The 19,343-nt window shown below is 65.5% G+C and carries 17 protein-coding genes and 7 pseudogenes; 10 read left to right on the forward strand and 14 right to left on the reverse strand.

All coding sequences use genetic code 11. The annotated features are described in order from the left end of the window. Positions 1 to 12: 12 nt before the first annotated feature. Both ACHMWU_RS26630 and ACHMWU_RS26635 read right to left on the reverse strand, forming a co-directional pair. A complete protein-coding gene (locus ACHMWU_RS26630) occupies positions 13 to 165 on the reverse strand; it encodes a hypothetical protein (RefSeq protein WP_396049240.1) in 153 nt (50 codons plus the stop codon). Between the two features lie 73 nt (positions 166 to 238). Next, positions 239 to 1,954: pseudogene (locus ACHMWU_RS26635) on the reverse strand (toprim domain-containing protein); the annotation flags it as partial. Positions 1,955 to 2,233: 279 nt separating this feature from the next. Between ACHMWU_RS26635 and ACHMWU_RS26640 the strand changes: the two are divergent. Together ACHMWU_RS26640 and ACHMWU_RS26645 are read left to right on the forward strand one after the other, a co-directional pair. Further along, positions 2,234 to 2,524 carry a hypothetical protein gene (locus tag ACHMWU_RS26640; RefSeq protein WP_396048547.1) on the forward strand — a complete coding sequence of 97 codons (291 nt, stop codon included), beginning with the start codon at positions 2,234 to 2,236 and terminating at the stop codon, positions 2,522 to 2,524. A gap of 185 nt (positions 2,525 to 2,709) precedes the next feature. Continuing rightward, a complete protein-coding gene (locus ACHMWU_RS26645; protein ID WP_396048548.1) occupies positions 2,710 to 3,027 on the forward strand; it encodes a hypothetical protein in 318 nt (105 codons plus the stop codon). A gap of 7 nt (positions 3,028 to 3,034) precedes the next feature. Here the strand turns inward: ACHMWU_RS26645 and ACHMWU_RS26650 are convergent, their stop codons facing one another. From ACHMWU_RS26650 to dnaA, 5 genes and pseudogenes are all read right to left on the reverse strand, one after another. Then, the gene (locus ACHMWU_RS26650) at positions 3,035 to 3,376 is read right to left on the reverse strand and encodes a DUF721 domain-containing protein (protein ID WP_396049241.1); all 342 of its coding nucleotides are present in this window, start codon (positions 3,374 to 3,376) and stop codon (positions 3,035 to 3,037) included. A gap of 135 nt (positions 3,377 to 3,511) precedes the next feature. Beyond that, positions 3,512 to 4,636, reverse strand: a pseudogene (gene recF / locus ACHMWU_RS26655) (DNA replication/repair protein RecF). 20 nt (positions 4,637 to 4,656) lie between these two features. Then, positions 4,657 to 5,563: pseudogene (gene gnd, locus ACHMWU_RS26660) on the reverse strand (phosphogluconate dehydrogenase (NAD(+)-dependent, decarboxylating)). 23 nt (positions 5,564 to 5,586) lie between these two features. Further along, a pseudogene (gene dnaN / locus ACHMWU_RS26665) lies at positions 5,587 to 6,727 on the reverse strand (DNA polymerase III subunit beta). A gap of 381 nt (positions 6,728 to 7,108) precedes the next feature. Further along, positions 7,109 to 8,524 (reverse strand): chromosomal replication initiator protein DnaA, encoded by a 1,416-nt coding sequence (gene dnaA / locus ACHMWU_RS26670; RefSeq protein ID WP_396048549.1) that lies wholly within the window; start codon positions 8,522 to 8,524, stop codon positions 7,109 to 7,111. A 409-nt stretch (positions 8,525 to 8,933) separates the two neighbouring features. Between dnaA and rpmH the strand changes: the two genes are divergently transcribed. The 8 genes and pseudogenes from rpmH to ACHMWU_RS26710 all read left to right on the forward strand — a co-directional run bounded on the left by rpmH (position 8,934) and on the right by ACHMWU_RS26710 (position 13,786). Beyond that, the gene (gene rpmH / locus ACHMWU_RS26675) at positions 8,934 to 9,071 is read left to right on the forward strand and encodes a 50S ribosomal protein L34 (RefSeq protein WP_056289702.1); all 138 of its coding nucleotides are present in this window, start codon (positions 8,934 to 8,936) and stop codon (positions 9,069 to 9,071) included. 25 nt (positions 9,072 to 9,096) lie between these two features. After that, on the forward strand, positions 9,097 to 9,291 hold the full coding sequence (gene rnpA, locus ACHMWU_RS26680) for a ribonuclease P protein component (RefSeq protein ID WP_396048550.1): 195 nt from the start codon (positions 9,097 to 9,099) through the stop codon (positions 9,289 to 9,291). Positions 9,292 to 9,455: 164 nt separating this feature from the next. Beyond that, on the forward strand, positions 9,456 to 9,698 hold the full coding sequence (yidD, locus tag ACHMWU_RS26685) for a membrane protein insertion efficiency factor YidD (protein ID WP_396048551.1): 243 nt from the start codon (positions 9,456 to 9,458) through the stop codon (positions 9,696 to 9,698). A gap of 117 nt (positions 9,699 to 9,815) precedes the next feature. After that, entirely contained in the window at positions 9,816 to 10,775 is a 960-nt protein-coding gene (yidC, locus tag ACHMWU_RS26690; protein WP_396048552.1) for a membrane protein insertase YidC, read from the forward strand. Next, positions 10,776 to 11,246 (forward strand): annotated as a pseudogene (locus tag ACHMWU_RS26695) (protein jag). 63 nt (positions 11,247 to 11,309) lie between these two features. Further along, complete coding sequence (gene rsmG, locus ACHMWU_RS26700) at positions 11,310 to 11,924, forward strand: 16S rRNA (guanine(527)-N(7))-methyltransferase RsmG (protein ID WP_396048553.1); 615 nt, start codon at positions 11,310 to 11,312, stop codon at positions 11,922 to 11,924. 189 nt (positions 11,925 to 12,113) lie between these two features. Continuing rightward, a complete protein-coding gene (locus ACHMWU_RS26705) occupies positions 12,114 to 12,896 on the forward strand; it encodes a ParA family protein (RefSeq protein ID WP_396048554.1) in 783 nt (260 codons plus the stop codon). Next, positions 12,893 to 13,786 (forward strand): annotated as a pseudogene (locus ACHMWU_RS26710) (ParB/RepB/Spo0J family partition protein). The gene ACHMWU_RS26705 and the pseudogene ACHMWU_RS26710 overlap by 4 nt, the downstream one beginning before the upstream one ends. A gap of 57 nt (positions 13,787 to 13,843) precedes the next feature. Here ACHMWU_RS26710 and ACHMWU_RS26715 read toward each other — a convergent pair. The 7 genes and pseudogenes from ACHMWU_RS26715 to ACHMWU_RS26745 form a co-directional block, all read right to left on the reverse strand. Next, entirely contained in the window at positions 13,844 to 14,200 is a 357-nt protein-coding gene (locus ACHMWU_RS26715; protein WP_396048555.1) for a thioredoxin family protein, read from the reverse strand. Positions 14,201 to 14,316: 116 nt separating this feature from the next. Continuing rightward, positions 14,317 to 15,290: pseudogene (gene trxB, locus ACHMWU_RS26720) on the reverse strand (thioredoxin-disulfide reductase). 73 nt (positions 15,291 to 15,363) lie between these two features. Further along, a complete protein-coding gene (locus tag ACHMWU_RS26725) occupies positions 15,364 to 16,194 on the reverse strand; it encodes a discoidin domain-containing protein (protein ID WP_396048556.1) in 831 nt (276 codons plus the stop codon). Next, on the reverse strand, positions 16,113 to 16,709 hold the full coding sequence (locus tag ACHMWU_RS26730; RefSeq protein WP_396048557.1) for a protein kinase: 597 nt from the start codon (positions 16,707 to 16,709) through the stop codon (positions 16,113 to 16,115). Before ACHMWU_RS26730 ends, ACHMWU_RS26725 begins: the two co-directional genes overlap by 82 nt. Next, a complete protein-coding gene (locus ACHMWU_RS26735; RefSeq protein WP_396048558.1) occupies positions 16,697 to 16,933 on the reverse strand; it encodes a hypothetical protein in 237 nt (78 codons plus the stop codon). The genes ACHMWU_RS26730 and ACHMWU_RS26735 overlap by 13 nt, the downstream gene beginning before the upstream one ends. A 70-nt stretch (positions 16,934 to 17,003) precedes the next feature. Beyond that, complete coding sequence (murJ, locus tag ACHMWU_RS26740) at positions 17,004 to 18,641, reverse strand: murein biosynthesis integral membrane protein MurJ (RefSeq protein WP_396048559.1); 1,638 nt, start codon at positions 18,639 to 18,641, stop codon at positions 17,004 to 17,006. Further along, positions 18,634 to 19,341, reverse strand: a complete 708-nt coding sequence (locus tag ACHMWU_RS26745; RefSeq protein WP_396048561.1) for a DUF6049 family protein — start codon at positions 19,339 to 19,341, stop codon at positions 18,634 to 18,636. The genes murJ and ACHMWU_RS26745 overlap by 8 nt, the downstream gene beginning before the upstream one ends. Positions 19,342 to 19,343 lie beyond the last annotated feature (2 nt).

The following is a 19,343-nucleotide window of genomic DNA, read 5'->3' on the forward strand; positions in this document are numbered from 1 at the left end:
AGTCTGTGTCCCTTAGATGTCGAGGAAGCGAACGTCTTTGGCATTGCGCTGGATGAAGGAGCGTCGCTGCTCGACGTCCTCGCCCATCAAGATCGTGAACATCTCGTCCGCGACCGCGCCGTCCTCGAGGGTGACCTGACGCAGGACGCGCTGGGCCGGATCCATCGTGGTGTCCCGACAGCTCGGAGTCGTTCATCTCACCGAGACCCTTGTAGCGCTGGACCGGTGCTTCCTTGGGCAGTCGGCGACCCGCTTCGGCTCCGGCGGCGAGGAGTCCGTCGCGCTCGCTGTCGGAGTAGGCCAGCTCGGCTGGCGCGTTGGTCCACTTGATCTTGTAGAGCGGCGGCTGCGCGAGGTAGACGTGACCGGCATCGATCAGCGGCTTCATGAACCGGAACAACAGGGTCAGCAGCAGCGTGGAGATGTGCTGGCCGTCGACGTCGGCATCGGCCATCAGGACGATCTTGTGATAGCGCAGCTTGGCAATGTCGAAGTCGTCGTGGACGCCGGTGCCCAGGGCGGAGATGATCGCCTGTACCTCGGCGTTCTGCAGGATCTTGTCGATCCGGGCCTTCTCGACGTTGAGGATCTTGCCTCGCAGCGGCAGGATCGCCTGGGCGTACGGATCGCGTCCGCCCTTGGCGGATCCACCGGCCGAGTTGCCCTCGACGATGAAGATCTCGCACTCTTCGGGATTGCGGGACTGGCAGTCGGCCAGCTTGCCCGGAAGACCGCCGCCGCCCATCAGACCCTTGCGGTTGCGGGCCAGGTCGCGCGCCTTGCGGGCGGCCATGCGGGCGGTCGCGGCGTCGATCGACTTGCGGACGATCGTCTTGCCCTCAGCAGGGTTCTGCTCGAACCAGGCACCGAGCGTCGTTGAAGACCGACTGCACGAACGACTTTGCCTCGCTGTTGCCGAGCTTGGTCTTGGTCTGCCCTCGAACTGGGGTTCTTCGAGCTTGATCGAGATGATGGCCGTGAGGCCTTCACGGATGTCTTCGCCCGACAGGTTGTCGGTCGCCTTCTTGATGAGCCCTTGGGCCGTCGCGAACTTGTTGACCGTCGTGGTCAGCGCTGCACGGAAACCTTCTTCGTGCGTGCCCCCCTCGTGGGTGTTGATCGTGTTGGCGAAGGAGTGGACCGACTCGATGAAGCTGTCGTTCCACTGCATCGCGATCTCGAGCGACAGGCCCTTGGACTCGTCCTCGGCCTCGATCGAGATGACGTCCTTGTGGATGGGTGACTTGCTGCCGACGTTGATGTGGTCGACGTAGTCGACCAGGCCACGGTCGAACCGGAAGCGGGCGTCGCGGATGCGATCGTCGCCCTTGGGACCTTCGGTGCCCTCGACGTCGGGGCGGTCGTCACGCAGGACGGCTCGAGGCCCTTGTTGAGGAAGGCCATCTCGCGGAAGCGCTTCTCGAGCGTGTCGTGCTCTGTAGTTGACCGTCTCGAAGATGTCGGCGCTCGCGTAGAACGTCGTCGTGGTGCCGGTCTCGTCGGTCGCCTCGTGGCGCTCGAGCGGCGCATCGGGCTCGCCATACGTGAACGACTGGGTCCAGCGGTAGCCATCACGCTTGACCTCGACATAGAGCTTTGTCGACAAAGCGTTGACCACCGACACGCCGACGCCGTGCAGACCGCCGGACACCTTGTAGCCGCCGCCGCCGAACTTGCCTCCCGCGTGCAGCGAGGTGAGGACCAAGGTCACCGCCGGCATCTTCTCGGTCGGGTGCTCGTCGACCGGGATGCCTCGGCCGTCGTCCTCGACCCGGATACCGCCATCGGCCTGCATGACGACCTTGATGTGGGAGGCGTAGCCGGCCAGTGCCTCGTCGACCGAGTTGTCGACGACCTCGTAGACGAGGTGGTGCAGACCGCGCTCGCCCGGTGGACCCGATGTACATGCCTGGACGCTTGCGCACCGCCTCCAAACCTTCGAGAACCTGGATATTGCTGGCGTCGTACGGAAGCCGCAGGATCTGGAGTTTGGCTCACCTAATCAGTATACGGGCCATTGTGTGCGTCTGACGGACAAGTAGGTCCTGGACGACCGCGAGTCGCCGCCCAGGGGTGCCCCTGAGAGACACAGAACGGCACCTTTGGCGTCATGAGACCTCATCGGTCAATCCCCGGTCAGGCCGACCCGCTCCCACATCGCCCAGCGCCGCAGGACGTCGCCTCGCCCGTACCGACCCTCCAGGATGTGGAGGGGTCCGGCATCGTAGATGTCATGACCACGTTGACTGTGCGCCGAACCACGGCTCCCGCTGCGCTTGCAGCAGGTCTTGGCGGCCTCGCCGTCCTGATCGGTCTGGTGGTCGTGTGCCTCCACTCGGCGTCGGGGCAGCAGTGGGACGACTCGGCGATGCGCACCGTGGTTGCGGGGCGCGACACCAAGCTCACGGTGCTGAGCGTCCTGGGCTACATCTCGATCGGGGCGATCATCGTTGTCGTGGCTGGCTGCGCGGCCGTCGCGCTGCTGCGGGGCAAGGTCCGCTGGCCGTCGGTGCCGCGATCGTGATCGCGGGATCCAACGTGACGACCCGCTGTTGAAGCAGTCATTTCTCGATCGTCCCGACTCGGTCTCGGGACGCTCGACAGCCTGCCGAGCGGTCACACCACCGTCGCTGCCAGTGCCGTAGGAGCGGCGCTGCTCGTCGCGCCGCGGTTGGCCCGCCCCCTGATCGCGCGGCAGCTGGGGGACTCGTGACGACGTTGACGGGCGCCTCGACGGTCGTGGCCGGCTGGCACCGCCCGTCCGATGTCGTGGCGGCTCTCGCCGTCAGCCTGGTGTGGACCGCAGCGGTCGCCTTCTTCTTGTCCGGGCCGGCGCTGCCCGTGGCGTCCAACGCATTCGCTGCACTGGTCGGGTGCGGTGCAGCACTGGCTTTCCTCGTGCTGATCGGGGTACGCCCCGTGACGGGTTGGGATGGTTTCACCGACGCGGCGCTGGTGCTCGGCGCAGTGTCGGCGGCCACGGCGGCCTTCGTCACGGCCTGCGCAGCAATCTCCCCAGGGGAGTGACGGCTGTTTATCCGTACGTGTCCCTCGGACCTCTCGCACCGCGGATGGACCGGGGGCCGCTCTTCCACGACGGGGCCTGCGGCCCGCGCACCTCGATGCGCATCACAGTGCCGTCGCCGAGGGCCTGGTTCAGCTTGGCCACGATGCGCGGCGCCAGCAGGGTGAGCTCTTTGGCCCAGGCCGTCTTGTCGGCCCGCACGTGCACGATTCCGTCTTCGAAGCCGTCGATCTGCGCATGCTGAGCGACCTCAGGGCCGACGATCTTGGCCCAGTCGGTGAAGATGCGTTGGTCGTCGAGCTTGTCGGCCCATCCTTGGTTGCGCACGACCTGGCCCAGCAGGTCGCCGATCGTCGACGGTTCTCGTTCTTGCCGCGGGCCGGCTGCACCGGCCGGGTTCGTCTGCGTGAGCTCGCGGGCCGCAGGGGACCGTTGCCACGGTAGGAGTTGGCGATCTGTCGCGCCAGGTCGAGGCCATCGTCCGGTTCAGTCACGGGTGACCTTCCCTCCTGACACATGGAATCGGTGTCCTTTGAGCGCTGCCGGCACATCGTCGGCGACAGCTGCTGTGACGAGCACCTGTTCAGCATCGCCCACCAGCTCGGCGAGCTGTTGACGTCGACCTTGGTCGAGCTCGGCGAAGACGTCGTCGAGGATCAGCACCGGGTCGTCTCCATCGTCGCGCAAGAGCTCGAAGGAAGCGAGCTTCAGCGCCAGTGCGAACGACCACGACTCGCCGTGGCTCGCGTACCCCTTGGCCGGCAAGCTCGCCGATCGTGAGGACGACCTCGTCGCGGTGGGGTCCGACGAGGCTGATGCCGCGGTCGATCTCGTCGCCGCGTCGACTGTCGATCTCGGCCAGCAGCAGCTGCTCGATCTGGGACTGATCACGCAGCTGGGGGTCGAGGTCGAGCGATGCCTTGTAGGTCGCGGTCACCTCGCGTCGGTGGTCGGCCGAGTCCGCGGCGACTCGGCGATATGCGTCCCCGAGATGCGGTGCCAGTCGTCGAGCAGGACGAGCCGAGCGGCGACGGCTGCGGCGCCGGTTCGTGCGAGGTTCTCGTCCCAGATGTCGAGCGTTGCGATCTCGACGTTGCGGCGACCTCGTGCCGACTTCAACAAGGTGTTGCGCTGCTTGAGGACGCGCTCGTAGTCGGCCTTGACTCCAGCGAGCCGCGGCGTCCGCAGCACCAGGAGCGAGTCGAGGAACTTGCGCCGGTCAGATGGATCACCCTTGACCAGGGCGAGGTCCTCGGGGGAGAAGATGACGGTGCGAAGCACTCCGACCAGATCACGGGTGCGGGGCAGGGCCGCTCGATTGATCCGGGCCCGGTTCGCGCGGCCCGGCGTGATCTCGAGCTCGAGCAGTGCCGTTCGATCGCCCTTGACCACCTCGGCCCGGACGATGGCCTGCTCGGCTCCGGCACGGATCAGCGGCGCATCGCTGGAGACCCGGTGCGAGTCGAGCCGTGAGAGATAGTCGATCGCCTCGACCAGGTTGGTCTTGCCCTGGCCGTTGGAGCCGATGAACGCGGTGCCGCCGGGTTCGAAGCCGAGCTCGACCTCGGCGTAGGAGCGGAAGTCGTGCAGGACGAGTCGTGCTACGTGCACGCCGGACACACTCTCAAGGGTCAGGCGTCCTTGGGGTCGTGCCCCGCCTCGGCCGCAGCCTGGACGGCGTGACCGCCGAACTGCTGGCGCATCGCAGCGACGGCCTGCATCGCCGGCGACTCGTCCTGGCGCGAGGTGAAGCGAGCGAAGAGCGATGCTGCGATGGTGTGCATCGGCACGGCGTTGTCGATCGCCGCCTCGACCGTCCAGCGTCCTTCGCCCGAGTCTTCGGCGTAGCCGCGAATCTTGGAGAGTCCTGGATCGTCTTCGAGTGCCTTGACCAGCAGGTCGAGCAACCACGAACGAACGACGGTGCCCTCGCGCCACGAGTCGAACACGGCGGTGACGTTGTCGACCATGTCGACCTTCTCGAGAAGCTCGTAGCCCTCGGCGTAGGCCTGCATCATGGCGTACTCGATGCCGTTGTGGACCATCTTGGAGAAGTGTCCCGCGCCGACACGTCCGGCGTGGACGAAACCGGACTCGCCTTCGGGACGCAGCGCATCGAAGGCTGGCTGGACCTTGGCGATGTCGTCAGCTGAACCGCCGGCCATCAGGGCATAGCCGTTCTCGAGACCCCAGACCCCGCCGCTGACACCGCAGTCGATGTAGCCGATCTGCTTGTCGGCCGCGAGAGCCGCGTGCTTCTCGTCATCGGTCCAGCGGGAGTTGCCGCCGTCGACGATGACGTCTCCCGGGCCCGGCAAGCTCGATCAGCTCGGTGACCGTGGATCGCGTGATCTCGCCGGCGGGCACCATGACCCACACGACCTTGGGAGAAGGCAATTTGTCGACAAGTCGAGAAAGCGACTCTACGTCGCTGACCTCGGGATTCCGGTCGTATCCGACGACGTTGATGCCGCCGTTGCGCATGCGCGTGCGCATGTTGCCGCCCATCTTGCCCAGACCAACCAGCCCGATGTCCATGCCGTTCCCCTCGATCATTGTCGTCAGCCTTGCAACCGGACGGGCATGATCAGATAGCGGAATGCGACGTCCGGATCGGCGCCGATCTCCTGAACTCCCGAGATGGCTGCTGGCTTGGTGTGTTGCGTGAAGGACAGGTGCACGACGGGATCCGACATGACCGCGAGCCCTTCGAGCAGGTAGGTGGGGTTGAAGCCGATCGAGATGTCTGCGCCGTTGATGGTCGCCTCGATCGACTCCGAGGCCTGGGCCTCGTCGCCGCTGCCTGCTTCGAGCAGCAGCGGCCGTCGGCGAAGGTCAGTCGCACGGGGGTCTGCGCTCGGCGACGAGCGCCACGCGCTTGACCGAGTCGACGAACGCCTGGGTCTCGACGTAGGCAACCGTCTCGGCGGCCGCCTGGAACAGCTGGCGGACCCGCGGGAAGTCGCCTTCGAGCAGACGGGTCGTGGTGCGCCGCGTGCCGTTGCCGACAACGCCCTCGAAGCCGATCAGTCCGTCGCCGGACTCGCCCGACGACACGGCGATCGTGACATCGCTGCCGCCGGTCAAGGATCGTGCCGTGTCGTTGAGGACCCGAGCCGGGACCAAGGCATTGGCCGACAGGTCGCTGACCTCGGGGTACCACTGAAGGTCGCGGAGGCTGGCACGGAAACGGTCGGTCGCCATCAGCGAGATGGTCGAGCCCTCGAGCTCGAGGCGTACGCCCGTGAGCAACGGGAGCATCTCGTCCCGGCCGGCCGCCGCACTGGCCTGGGCCACTGCCGTGGAGAAGTCCTCGGACTTCACGGTGCCCGAAGCCGTGGGCATCTCGGGGAGCATCGGGTACTCCTCGACCGGCATGGTCTGCAGGCTGAACCTGGCGCTGCCGCACACGACCTGGACCTTGGTGCCCTCGAGAGTGATGTCGACCGGCTTGGCGGGGAGCGACTTGACGATCTCTGCGAGGAGTCGCCCGGACACGAGGGCGCGGCCGTCAGCGCTGACCTCGGCCGGCAGGGTCGCGCGGGTGGAGGTCTCGTAGTCGAATCCGGACAAGGTCAGACCGTCGGCCGCCGTCTCGATGAGCAGTCCGGCCAGGACCGGGACGCTGGGTCGGTGAGGAAGGCTGCGTGCTGTCCATGCGACAGCGTCGGCGAGGGTGTCGCGCTCGATGCGGAACTTCACGAGTTGGTGCCTTTCCGAGGACGGGGTCCGTGGTGATGAATCCTGCCACGGAAGGTGCGCGGGGAGGTAGCCAGGTGAATGACAAAACTTGTCATCCACAGATACGCCGCGAAGTGACTTCCGCTGGAGTTTTCGAAGTTAAGAAGAGTAGTAGTAGTCGTAGCCTGTGTGGATTCGGTGGATAACTGGCTTTTGTGCTGGAACGGCCGAAGATCGTCCAGTGGACAACCTGTGCGGTGCGACGCCTTGAAACTACAAAGCTTGTGGATCCTTGCCGTGCGTTCACAACACGTTCACATTGAGGCGGCTGATGTCCACGGGTCTCATGAGGTTTCCCACAGGATCGTCCCCAGGTGTGAATGGTGAACGATCCCGTCGAGGTCATGGTTGTCGAGCCTGCTGCTTGATGCGCGCCGTGAGCTCAGTGACCTGGTTGTAGACCGCGTGCTTCTCGGCCATCAGCTTGCGGATCTTTCGATCGGCGTGCATCACGGTGGTGTGATCGCGGTTGCCGAACTCCTGCCCGATCTTCGGCAGCGACATCTCGGTGAGCTCACGGCACAGGTACATCGCGATCTGGCGGGCCAGCACGAGATCACGGCTGCGGTTGGTGCTGCAGAGGTCGTCGATCGAGAACTCGGAGTAGCCGGCGGTCTGCGCCATGATCATCCCGACGGTGATATCGGGTTCCTCACCCTCGGCGATCAGGTCCTTGAGCACGATCTGGGCGAGCTGGAGATCGACCGTCGTCCCGTTGAGGTTGGCGAACGCCGTCGCTCGGATGAGGGCACCCTCGAGCTCGCGGATGTTCGTCTGCACCTTGCTGGCGATGAACTCGAGCACGTCGGCCGGGGCCGTGAGCTTCTCGTTGGCGGCCTTCTTGCGCAGGATCGCGATGCGGGTCTCGAGATCGGGCGGCTGGACGTCGGTCGTCAGTCCCCACTCGAACCGGTTCCGCAACCGGTCCTCGAGCGTCGTCAGGTTCTTGGGCGGGCGATCCGACGTCATCACGATCTGCTTGTTCTCGTTGTGCAGGGCGTTGAACGTGTGGAAGAACTCGGTCTGAGTCGATTCCTTGCCCTCGAGGAACTGGATGTCGTCGACGAGCAGGACGTCGATCTCTCGGTACTTGCGCTTGAGCGCGGCAGTCCGGTTCTCGCGGATCGCGTTGATGACGTCGTTGGTGAACTCTTCGCTGTTGACGTACCTGACGCGGGACGAGGGGTACAGGTTGAGCACGTAGTGCCCGATCGCGTGGAGCAGGTGTGTCTTTCCGAGACCTGACTCGCCGTGGATGACAAGAGGGTTGTAGGCCTTGCCGGGCGCTTCGGCCACTGCCACGGCTGCTGCGTGGGCGAACCGGTTCGACGAGCCGATGACGAAGTTCTCGAACAGGTAGCGGGGGTTGAGCCTGGCCTCGGCGACGCTGCCGATGCGCGGGGGCGTCGTGGTCCGCTCTGCCCAGCTGGGGACGAACTCGTCGCTGTCGTCCTCGTCGTCTTCGTCGAGGTCCTCCTGGACGAAGGGTGTAAGTCTATTTGTCGACAAGTCGTCTTGTGGACTTGTTGTGAACTCGGTGAGCGTCGGCTCGATCGTCACGACCAGGCGGGTCTCCTGCTGGAGACTGGTGCTGATGGCGTGCTCGAGTGCCGGCCGGACGCGGGACTCCAGCTGCGCACGCGTCAGGTCGTCCTGGACCGCGACGATCAGGATGTTGTTGTGCAGAGTCAGTGGCTTGGCCGAGTAGACCCATACCTTGGCGCCTGGCGAGAGGGTGTCGACAGCGCGCTGCCACATCTCCTCGCAGCTGTTCGTCCGGGCTGCCGTTCTGACCTTCACTCATCTACTGTCTCCCGATACGTCCACATGGTTTTCCACAGTATGTGAATGCGAACTCGAGGGTTGAGGCAGCCTTGTGGAAAAGTCGGTACCGCGGTGACGCTAGCAGCGTTATCCACGGCATACAAGCGATTGTCCCCATGGTCCGAAGCCTCTGCGGCGTGTCGTCTGGACCTGGCGATCGTTGAGGCGTATGAGGGTCGGTTTGACCGCGCTCAAGACGCCCACGTATCTTTGGTTAGTCGTTTCTGAACGACTTCCGCCGCGTGCCCATGACACGAATTCACTGGTCGTGGGCGAGCGGTGGCCGTCGACCGGCCCTCTGACCTGCGAGTTGTGAGATTCGCACACATTTAAGGACAGCATCGTGAGCAAGCGCACTTTCCAGCCGAACAACCGTCGTCGTGCCAAGAAGCACGGCTTCCGCCTCCGTATGCGCACCCGCGCCGGCCGCGCGATCCTCGGTGACCGTCGCCGCAAGGGTCGCGCCAAGCTGTCTGCCTGATCCCTTGCTCGCGCGCAGTCAACGCATGCGCAGCGGGGAGGACTTCCGCCACACGATTCGTCGTGGTCGGAGGGCGGCGCAGCCCACGCTCGTCACTCACGTCCTTCTCAGATCTAGCGTTTCCGGAACCGGCGGACACACGTCCGTCGGTTTCGTCGTGAGCAAGGCAGTTGGTTCGGCTGTAGATCGTAATCGGGTGAAGCGCCGCTGCGCCACCTGATGAGAGATCGCGTGGCCGACCTGCCGCCTGGTTCACGGGTTGTCGTGCGAGCGCTCCCGCCCTCCAAGGAGGCCGGTTCAGAGACGCTCTCGACCCACCTTGACCAGGCGCTTCGTCGCGCTGGCGCTCGGTGACGGCAGCGCACTCATGACGGCGGCCTCTCGATGAGAAGACTCTTGATCTGGGCGTTGAAGGCGTACAGATTCGCCATCAGCCCCCTGTACGGTCAAGTGTGTCGCTACCATCCGACCTGTTCGGCCTACGCACTGCAGGCCGTCGAGACGCATGGAGCGTTGCGGGGCACCTGGCTTGCTGGTCGTCGCGTTCTGCGATGCCATCCCTGGAGCGCGGGCGGGTATGACCCGGTTCCACAGTCACATAGAGGAGAAGAATGTTCGGCTTCCTAGGCGATATCGGCGGCGCCATCATGACGCCGCTGTACTACGCCGTGTCAGGCATCTTGCTGGTCTGGCACAAGCTTCTTCGAGGCGATCGGTCTCTCCGGTGACTCGGGGTGGACGTGGATGCTGTCGATCGTCGGTCTGACGGTCACGATTCGTACGCTCCTGATCCCGCTGTTCGTCAAGCAGATCAAGTCGAGCCGGAACATGCAGCTTCTGCAGCCTCAGATCAAGGCGCTGCAGCAGAAGTACAAGCATGACCGCGAGCGTCTGACGCAGGAGCAGATGAAGCTCTGGAAGGAGACCGGCACCAACCCGTTCGCCTCGTGTCTGCCGCTGATCCTGCAGATGCCGATCTTCTTCGCCCTGTTCCGCGTGATCGACCAGGCGGCGCGCAACGGCGCTAGCGGTGCTCGCGGCTTCATGACTGAAGCCAATGCTGTCCAGCTGCAGAACGCCGAGCTGCTCGGTGCGCGTATCGCTGACACCTTCATGAACACCGATCTGACGCAGACGCGCATCCTGACGATGTCGCTCGTCATCATCATGTGCATCACGCAGTTCACGACCCAGCGTCAGCTGATGAGCAAGAACATGCCGGCCGACGCGATGACCGGTCAGTACGCGCAGCAGCAGAAGCTGCTGCTGTACATCTTGCCGATCGTGTTCGCGGTGGGCGGCGTGGCCTTCCCTCTGGGTGTCCTCTTCTACTGGACCACCTCGAACTTCTGGACCATGGGACAGCAGTTCTACGTCATTCGTAACAACCCCGCTCCCGGTACTCCGGCCTTCAAGGCCAAGCAGGACCGTGATGTGAAGCGTGGCAAGGTTGCGGTCGAGGACCCACTGAAGGCTGTTCAGGAAGAGCTTGCGCCGAAGCCGGCGCCACGCGTGCAGCCGAAGAACCAGCCACGCAGCCAGCGCAAGAAGGCGACCCCGCCTGCGAAGCAGGCTCCCAAGGGCGGGCCGCAGCAGAAGCCGGCCCCCAAGCAGGCCAAGAAGCGGCCTGACATCACGGCTCAAGATCCGGGCTCCGGTCCGACCGACAAGCGCGACAACGGAAAGAAGGGCGGTACTTCATGACTGACGCTTCCAAGCTTCGAGCACGAGGGTGACATCGCTGCCGACTTCCTCGAAGGACTGCTCGACATCGCCGACCTCGACGGCGACATCGACATGGATGTCGAAGGAGATCGCGCGGCGGTCGAGGTGGTCGGCGGGAATCTCGACCACCTGGTCGGGCGTGATGGCGAAGTGCTGGACGCCCTGCAGGAGCTGACTCGACTGGCGGTCTACCGCGAGAACGGGTGAGCGCAGCCGGTTGATGCTCGATGTGGCCGGATACCGAGCGGCGCGCAAGCTTCGCCCTGGTCGACGTCGCTCAGGTGGCTATTGCCAAGGTGCAGGCAGGGGAGACCTCGGTGGCTCTTGATCCGATGAACCCGTTCGAGCGCAAGGTCGTCCACGATGCCGTGGCAGCTGCGGGTCTGAAACAGCTCGTCCGATGGTGCGGAGCCGCACCGGTACGTCGTCGTGCACGGCGCGGGGGAGTAGTCGCCGCGATGTCGGAGACCCCCGATGTTTCACGTGAAACACCCCCGCCGCACGCGGCGGGGGGTGTTTGCTTCCCGCCTGCCTCTCGCCGAGGAGTTCGCCTACCGGCTGGCTACCCATGCCGTCGTCCGTGGCTTGATCGGTCCACGGGAGGTCCCGCGCATCTGGGACCGTCACATGATGAACTCCGCCGTCGTGGCGCCGAGCCTCCCTAATGGCGCGACAGTGGCTGACATCGGCACAGGCGCAGGCCTGCCTGGTCTGGTCTCGGCGATCGCCCGTCCAGACATCCAGATGACCCTCGTCGAGCCACTGCTTCGTCGCACGAGCTTCCTCGACGAGGTGGTGCGTGATCTCCAGCTCGACAACGTGGAGGTCGTCCGCGCACGGGCCGAAGAGGTGAACCAGACCTTCGACGTGGTGACCGCTCGCGCCGTCGCAGCGCTCGACAAGCTGGGCCGCTGGTGCATGCCTCTGGTGAGGCCCGGGGGAGTGCTCCTCGCGATGAAGGGACGCACCGCTGCCGATGAGATTGCTGCGGCGACCGCGACTCTCCACCGTCTCGGGCGCCACGTCTATCGTGGTGAAGACGTACGAGAACGGCGAGGTCCCCACGACTGTCGTCGAGGTGTCCAAGTGAAGCGTGTTTCACGTGAAACCATGAAAGGGATCGCATGAACCAGTCTCCCGACCCTGGTCCGGGAGGGCTGCGGCCGCCGACCATGGCTGCCGCATCGACCTACAGCGTCCCGTCCCGTCGAGTGATGACTCGACGCCCCTCGCCGCAGAGGCTGAGGAGCACGTCTCACTTCTTCAGCGAGCCCGATCGGTCACGCGCTTTCCGCTCCGCTGCAGACCCGCATCTTCGTGGTCGCCAACCAGAAGGGCGGAGTCGGCAAGACGACGACGACGGTCAACATCGCAGCCGCGCTCGCACTGCGTGGTCTGCGCGTCCTGGTCGTCGACCTCGATCCTCAAGGGAATGCGTCGACGGCGCTCAACATCCCGCACACCGAGGGCACACCTGGCGTGTACGAGGCGATCGTCGACGGGACGGATCTGGACGAGCTGGTGAAGCCGTGCCCAGACATTCCCGGACTGACGGTGCTGCCGGCGTCGATCGACCTGGCGGGGGCCGAGATCGAGCTCGTCTCGCTGGTGGCACGTGAATCCAGACTCGATCGGGCGCTGCAGAACTACCTCGCCGCGAGTGCGGCAGCTGGCGATCGCATCGACTACGTGCTGATCGACTGCCCGCCGTCACTGGGTCTGCTGACCGTCAATGCGATGGTCGCCGGACGTGAGGTGCTGATCCCGATCCAGTGCGAGTACTACGCCCTTGAGGGTTTGGGGCAGCTGATCCGCAACATCGATCTGATCCGGTCGCACCTGAACCCGAAGCTCGAGGTCACCACGATCCTGCTGACGATGTACGACGCGCGAACGCGTCTGTCAGCGGGTGTGGCCGAAGAGGTGCGGGGCCACTTCGCCGAGAAGGTGCTGCCCACGCCGATCCCGCGATCGGTGCGCATCTCCGAGGCGCCCAGCTATCAGCAGTCAGTCATCACGTACGACGGGACGTCTTCTGGCGCCCTGTCCTATCTCGAGGCCGCGCGGGAGATCGCCCAGGCCGGAATGAAGGCACGATGAGCACACGTCGCGGACTCGGACGCGGTCTGGAGTCGTTGATCCCCTCCAGCCCTGCTGATGCGAAGGCGAGTGGACTGCAGGAGATCGAGGGTGCACGATTCGCCGAGATCCCGCTCGAGCAGATCGTTTCCCAACCCCCGACAGCCTCGTCATGTGTTCGACGAGGATCACATGGCAGAGCTGGTCCACTCCATCAAGGAAGTGGGCCTGCTCCAGCCGGTCGTCGTCCGGGAGGTCGGCAAGGATCGCTATGAGCTAATCATGGGCGAGCGCCGTTGGCGCGCGACGGGCAAGGCGGGCCTCGCCACGATCGGTGCGATCGTCCGGGACACCTCTGACGAAGACCTCCTGCGTGATGCCCTGCTGGAGAACTTGCATCGTTCGCGCTCAACCCGTTGGAAGAGGCTGCGGCGTACCAGCAGCTCCTCGACGACTTCGGCTGCACCCATGAGGAGCTGGCTGAGCGCATCGGTCGGTCTCGCCCGCAGATCAGTAACACGCTGCGACTGCTCAAGCTGACGCCCACGGTGCAGCGACGCGTTGCGGCTGGTGTCTTGTCTGCTGGCCATGCTCGTGCACTCGTCAGTATCGCCAACCCAGAGATCCAGGATCGTCTCGCCACACGGGTGGTGGCCGAGGGACTGTCGGTCCGTGCCCTCGAGGAGATCGTCACGGTCGGACCCGAAGGTGCCAAGCGGCCAGCCGCCAAGCAGTCGGCCAAGGTGTCAGCTCCTCGGCTGGCCGATCTGGCCGCCCGGTTGTCTGAACGCTACGACACGCGGGTCAAGGTCGACCTCGGTAGGACCAAGGGCAAGGTCACGATCGAGTTCGCGACGGTCGAGGATCTCGAGCGGATCATCGAGCTATGGATCCCACTGAGAAGTGATTAGTCGATAAGTCGACTTATTGCTATATCTCCCACGATGCTACATAGGCCGAAGAGGCAGTTACGGCCCCTCGACAAGCCTTGCGCTGGCCCGAAAGTTCGGGTTTCGCAGGACTCGTCGAGGGGCCGTAACAGCCTCCTCAGCGTCTAGATGGTGCCTAGACGGTGTGCTCCTCGGCTCCTTGAGGATGGCGCTCTTGGGACGGACGCCGACGATCGACCGGACGACCTCGCCCTTGTAGTACAGGTTCATGGTCGGCAGGCCCGTGACGCGGTACTGAGCCGGCGTCGAGGGGTTGGCATCAGCATCCATCTTCAGGATCGTCAGCTTCTCGCCCTTCTCCTGAGCGATCTCCTCGAGAATGGGAGCGAGCGGCCGGCACGGTGCGCACCAGCTGGCCCAGAAGTCGACCAGCACAGGACCCTCGGCGTCGAGGACGGCTGCTGGAAGTCGGCGTCGGTGACGGCACCAAGTGTGGATTCAGCCATGGTTATCTCCTTCAGGTTCAGTGTCGCGGGATGTGGGAGGGGGAATCAGTCGACCAGTGCGGCGGCCGGGGCCGGCTCGCCCGCGGCCTCGATGTCGGCCAGGTAGCGCTCGGCGTCGAGAGCTGCCGCGCAGCCGGTGCCGGCAGCGGTGATCGCCTGACGGTAGGTGTGGTCGACGAGGTCGCCGGCAGCGAAGACGCCGGTGAGGTTGGTGGCAGTGGAGCCCGGCTTGACCAGGACGTAGCCCTCGTCATCGAGGTCGACCTGGCCGGTCAGCAGCTCGGAGCGAGGATCGTGGCCGATCGCGATGAACAGGCCGGTTGCGTCGAGACGACGGGTCTCGCCGGTGACCGTGTCACGCAGCGTCACCGCCTCGAGCTTGTCGTCACCGATGATCTCGGCGATCTCACTGTTCCACGCGATGTCGATCTTCTCGTTCGCCAGCGCGCGGTCCTGCATGATCTTGGAGCCGCGCAGCTGATCGCGACGGTGCACGAGCGTCACCTTGCTCGCGAAGCGGGTCAGGAACGTCGCCTCCTCGAGGGCGGAGTCGCCGCCGCCCACCACGAGGATGTTCTGCTCGCGGAAGAAGAAGCCGTCGCAGGTCGCGCACCGGCCCACGCCGTGTCCGGACAGGCGATCTTCGCCTTCGACGCCCAGTTTGCGGTAGCCCGAGCCCATCGCCAGGACGACTGCCTTGGCGCGGTGAACCGTGCCGTCGCTGGCCGTGACGACCTTGATGTCGCCGGTCAGGTCGACCTCGGTGACGTCGTCGGTGACGAGCTGGCGCCGAAGCGCTCAGCCTGTGCCCGCAGCTTGTCCATCAGGTCGGGGCCCATGATGCCGTCGGGGTAACCGGGGAAGTTCTCGACGTCGGTCGTGTTCATCAGCGCGCCACCGGCAGTGACGGCGCCTTCGAAGACGAGAGGCTCCAGGTTGGCCCGGGCTGCATAGATCGCGGACGTGTAGCCCGACGGGCCCGATCCGATGATGATGAGGTTGCGAACGGTCTCGCTCATGAGGTCCCTTTGATCGTGTTGCCGGTGTCAACGAATTCTAGGCGGTCGGAATTCCCGAACAGCACGACGACGCTCACGAGCGTCCACGGATGACGACTTCGCGAATCTCTCCACGGAACGAGCCGTCGGCGATGCGCGGCAACGAGGTCAGCCAGATCACGACGTACCGGGTCTCGACCCCGCTGGGCAGGGACAGGCTGGCGTCGACGCCCGAACCGCCCAGCGAAGCGACCTGGGTCAGCTCGGTGACGTCCTCGGGAGGGTCGGACGATGTCTCGGGCGAGGAGTAGATCTCGAGATCGGTGGGAGAACCGTGCAGCTTGATCCGCAGGGAGTCGACCTCGCGGACGCCACCGAGGTCGAGGACCAGCCCGACACCTTCCTTCAGCCCGCCCAGCTCGGGAGACCCGAAGTACGTCGCTGTGAGCCACCCTGTTCCGGTCTTGCCGTCGATGGCCTTGGCCACGAGCTTGGGGTTCTCCTCGCGATCCTCGCCCTGCGGATCGAAGTCGAACGCCCGTTGGATGGGCAGCACGCGCACAGCCGATGTCTCGTCGACGCGGTCGACGGTGTGCCGGCCCGATCGACTGACCAGGAAGCCGATGAGCGAGACGAGCACGAGCGCGCCTACGACACCGATCAGCACCAAGCCGCGGTCGCCGCGTGCTGCGCGCCGGGCCCGCGCGCGACCCCGTTCGAAGGTCGTCGGAGGTGCCGGTTCGAAGGCCTTCGGACGACGTCGAGGGGGCTCGAGCCCCGGGGGAGGCCCGTCAGGCACGATGACCGGGTCGAGGCGGAGCAGGTCAGGCGACGAGACGCCCATCAGGCTCGGTTGGTCGTCGACGAGATCGTCGTCCTCGCCCGAGAGTCGCAGCGTGCGGGCAATCTCGGCTGCATTGCGCAAGGGACGCTCATGGTTGCGGGGTGGGCGACCCAGGATGCGGTCGGCGATCGTGTCGACGTCGCGCGCGACACCAGCCCGAACCTGTCGCGGACGCAGCAGACGGCCGTGCTCGGTGGGGAGCTGCTTGCAAGCCGTCGACGTCGGCTCCGGGCCATCTGCTGGTCAAGCACGCGTACAGCAAGCTTGCCGAGCGCCTGCACGTCGACCTGCTCGTAGTGCTGCAGATCGGCGATGGTGTCTTGACGACCGACAGGGGCGAGAGCCGTCGCCACCCCGAGGCCGACGACGCGCACGGCACCCGACTGCTTGAGCAGCACCTGGTGGGGACTCAGGCGGCGGTGGTAGACGCCGTGCTCGTGGGCGTGGGCGAGCGCCTCGGCGACCTCGGCGACGACGGTCGCGGCCCGACGGTTCGGCAACGATGACTGGGCAAGCAGCTGATCGAGCGGGAAGGCTCTGGCCCACTCCCGCACCACCAGGTGGTATCCCTGCTCGAACTCGATCAGGTCGAGCACGCGCAGGAACCGCGGATCGGTGACGGCAGTCGACTCGCGTGCTGCCGCCAGGTAGTGGTCGGCACGGGGGTCGGTGCTGCTGAGCAGCTCGATGCCGACATTGCGGTTGAGGATCCGGTCGTGGGCCCGCCACGTGCTCGCCCGAGCTTCTCGCTGACGAGGTCCTGCAGCTCATAGCGGTTGCTGAGCACGTCGCCGGAGGCCAGAGACCGCCTGCCGCTCATTCCACGCCCCTTGTCTGAACCTGTTGCGAACCTTGAGCCAATGCTAGACCGCAGCTGGGCGGCGACGAGCTCAACGTGCCCGGCGGAGCACCGCGTCCACGAGATACGTCAGCTGGGTCAGGCCGACGACCTTGGCCGCTGCGACGTACGTGACCACGGCGGCGGTGCCCGCGACAGTCGTCGTGATCAGCCCGCCCACGGCACGCGCCGGCTCGAGACCGGCTGCGTCGAGACCGTGGGCCACGCCGAGCGCCACGAAGGCAGCCAGTCCCGTGGCGTACACCAGCCTGATCGCGAACAGGATCATCTCGCGGTCGATGATCGGCCCGATCGAGCGCGACAGCCAGGTGATCGAGATGATCGAGCCGACCAGGTAGGCGATGCCGTACGACAGCGCGAGCATCGCGGCGACACCGGCCGGGTCGACGAGCTGGGTCAGCGTCAGTGCCAGACCGATGTTGACTGCCGCGATGACGATCTGGATGAAGAACGGCGAGCGGTTGTCCTCGTTGGCGTAGAAGCCACGCAGCATCAGGTAGTGGATCGTGAACGTCACCATGGCCAGCGAGAACGCTTGCACCGTGTGCCCGATCACGGAAGTGCTGCCGCCCAGCGATCCAAGGCCGCCGGCGATCGCGGTCAGCGGCTGCCCCAGGCACAGCAGGGCGACGGCGATGGGCACGACGAGCACCAGCGCGATGCGGACGGTCCGGGCGAGCTCGAGCCGGAACCGGGTGTAGTTGCGATCGGCTGCCAGAGCAGCCAACGTCGGGATGATCGCGGTGGCCAACGAGACCGTCACGACGCTGTGCGGCAGCTGACTGACGAGGTAGCCCAGACCGTAGACGGTCGATCCTGCGGCGGCCTTGGCATCCCTGGCACCGTCGAAGGTGGCACCTGTGGCGATGCGCGTGATGACGACGAAGGCGATCTGGTTGACGATGATGAACAAGAACGTCCAGGCACCGAGCTTCAGGGTCTTGCGCAGACCGACACCGCGGAAGTCGAAGCGTGGACGGTAGGAGAATCCTGCCTGACGCAGATAGGGCACCAGCACGAGTGCCTGCAGGGCGATCGCGATGGTCGAGCCGAGACCCAGCAACACCGCCTCGTCGGTATCGAATCCGCCGACGCCATTGCTGGCCCCGAAGATCAAGAAGTACACGATGATCACGAGGCAGGCCACGACGTTGTTGACGATAGGTGCCCACATCATGGGCCCGAACCGTCGCCGGGCGTTCAAGATCTGGCCGACCAGCACGAACGCGCCGTAGAAGAACACCTGTGGCATGCACAGCAGCATCAGCAGCGTCGCGGATGAGCGGATATCTGCGTTGGTGTCGAGGAAGATGTCGCCGTCGAAGACGATGTGCAGCAGCCATGGCACGGCGAACATCAGCAGGATCGTGCCGACGCCGAGCACCAGCAGGCCGAGTGTCACGATCCGGTTGGCGTACGCGTCACCCCCGTCCGCATCGTTCTTCATGGCTCTGACCAGCTGCGGGACGAGCACGACGTTGAAGATGCCGCCGGCCACCAGGATGTAGAGCGTGTTGGGAATCGTGTTGGCGACGTCGAACAGGTCGGCGTTCAGCGAGGTGCCGATCACCATGGCCAGCAGGCCGGCGCGCAGGAAGCCCGTCGCGCGCGACACGATCGTGCCGAGCGCCATCCAGGCGCTGGCGCGCGCCACCGACTGGTCAGTCATCGTCATCCGGCAGCTGGTCGGCGCTCATGCCCTTGCGGCGCCGGTGGAAGCGGCGGGCCAGTGCCAGGAGCACCAAGCCGCCGGCCAGGCCCATCGCGACCCACAGCACGACGCCGATGCTGCTCGACCTCACCTGGAACGTCGCGGGCTGTCCGACGTCGTGTCCGTCGGCCGTGACGAGGTGCGCCGTCAGGTACGCGGTGCGCTGGCCACCCAGGTCGACCGTCACCGTGAGGGTGCGGCGTTCACCTGCGCCGACCGTGATGGGCTCGACCGCCGGGACCGAGAGAGCAGGATTGCTCGAGTCGAGATCGACGCCGATCGTGATGGCCGCCTCGGTGTCGTTCAGGACCGTCAACGGGAAGCCGCCCTTCGAGCTCGACAGGGTCACCGACGGAGGCGCCTCGATCGAGATCTTGTCGAGCTGCTTGGTCGTCTCGCGCAACCGAGCCTCGGCGACGGCCTGGCCCGTGGCTCGCTCGGAGCGCCACCGCACGCCCAGGACACCGGCGACGGTCTGGGCCAGCTCGGCGTCGACCTCGGCGGACTGCGAGACGACGGAGCTGAGGATCTTGCCTTGAGCCACGATCTCGGATGCCGTCGACAGCTGCTTGCGGGAGAGCGCGGTTGCCTTGGCGCTGCTCGGCACGGTGCCGTCGTACACCGCCAACGGGCGGGTGAGGATCGAGTCGAGGCTCACCC

The organism is Aeromicrobium sp. UC242_57 (assembly GCF_044452305.1).
Taxonomy (GTDB): Bacteria; Actinomycetota; Actinomycetes; order Propionibacteriales; family Nocardioidaceae; genus Aeromicrobium.

What these genes read in the sequence shown, in the direction of transcription:
- ACHMWU_RS26630 (WP_396049240.1), bottom strand. Translation starts at nt 165, where the DNA reads ATGGATCCGGCCCAGCGCGTCCTGCGTCAGGTCACCCTCGAGGACGGC.
- ACHMWU_RS26640 (WP_396048547.1), top strand. Translation starts at nt 2,234, where the DNA reads ATGACCACGTTGACTGTGCGCCGAACCACGGCTCCCGCTGCGCTTGCA.
- dnaA (WP_396048549.1), bottom strand. Translation starts at nt 8,524, where the DNA reads ATGTGGCAGCGCGCTGTCGACACCCTCTCGCCAGGCGCCAAGGTATGG.
- rnpA (WP_396048550.1), top strand. Translation starts at nt 9,097, where the DNA reads ATGCGCAGCGGGGAGGACTTCCGCCACACGATTCGTCGTGGTCGGAGG.
- yidD (WP_396048551.1), top strand. Translation starts at nt 9,456, where the DNA reads ATGAGAAGACTCTTGATCTGGGCGTTGAAGGCGTACAGATTCGCCATC.
- yidC (WP_396048552.1), top strand. Translation starts at nt 9,816, where the DNA reads ATGCTGTCGATCGTCGGTCTGACGGTCACGATTCGTACGCTCCTGATC.
- ACHMWU_RS26735 (WP_396048558.1), bottom strand. Translation starts at nt 16,933, where the DNA reads ATGAGCGGCAGGCGGTCTCTGGCCTCCGGCGACGTGCTCAGCAACCGC.
- murJ (WP_396048559.1), bottom strand. Translation starts at nt 18,641, where the DNA reads ATGACTGACCAGTCGGTGGCGCGCGCCAGCGCCTGGATGGCGCTCGGC.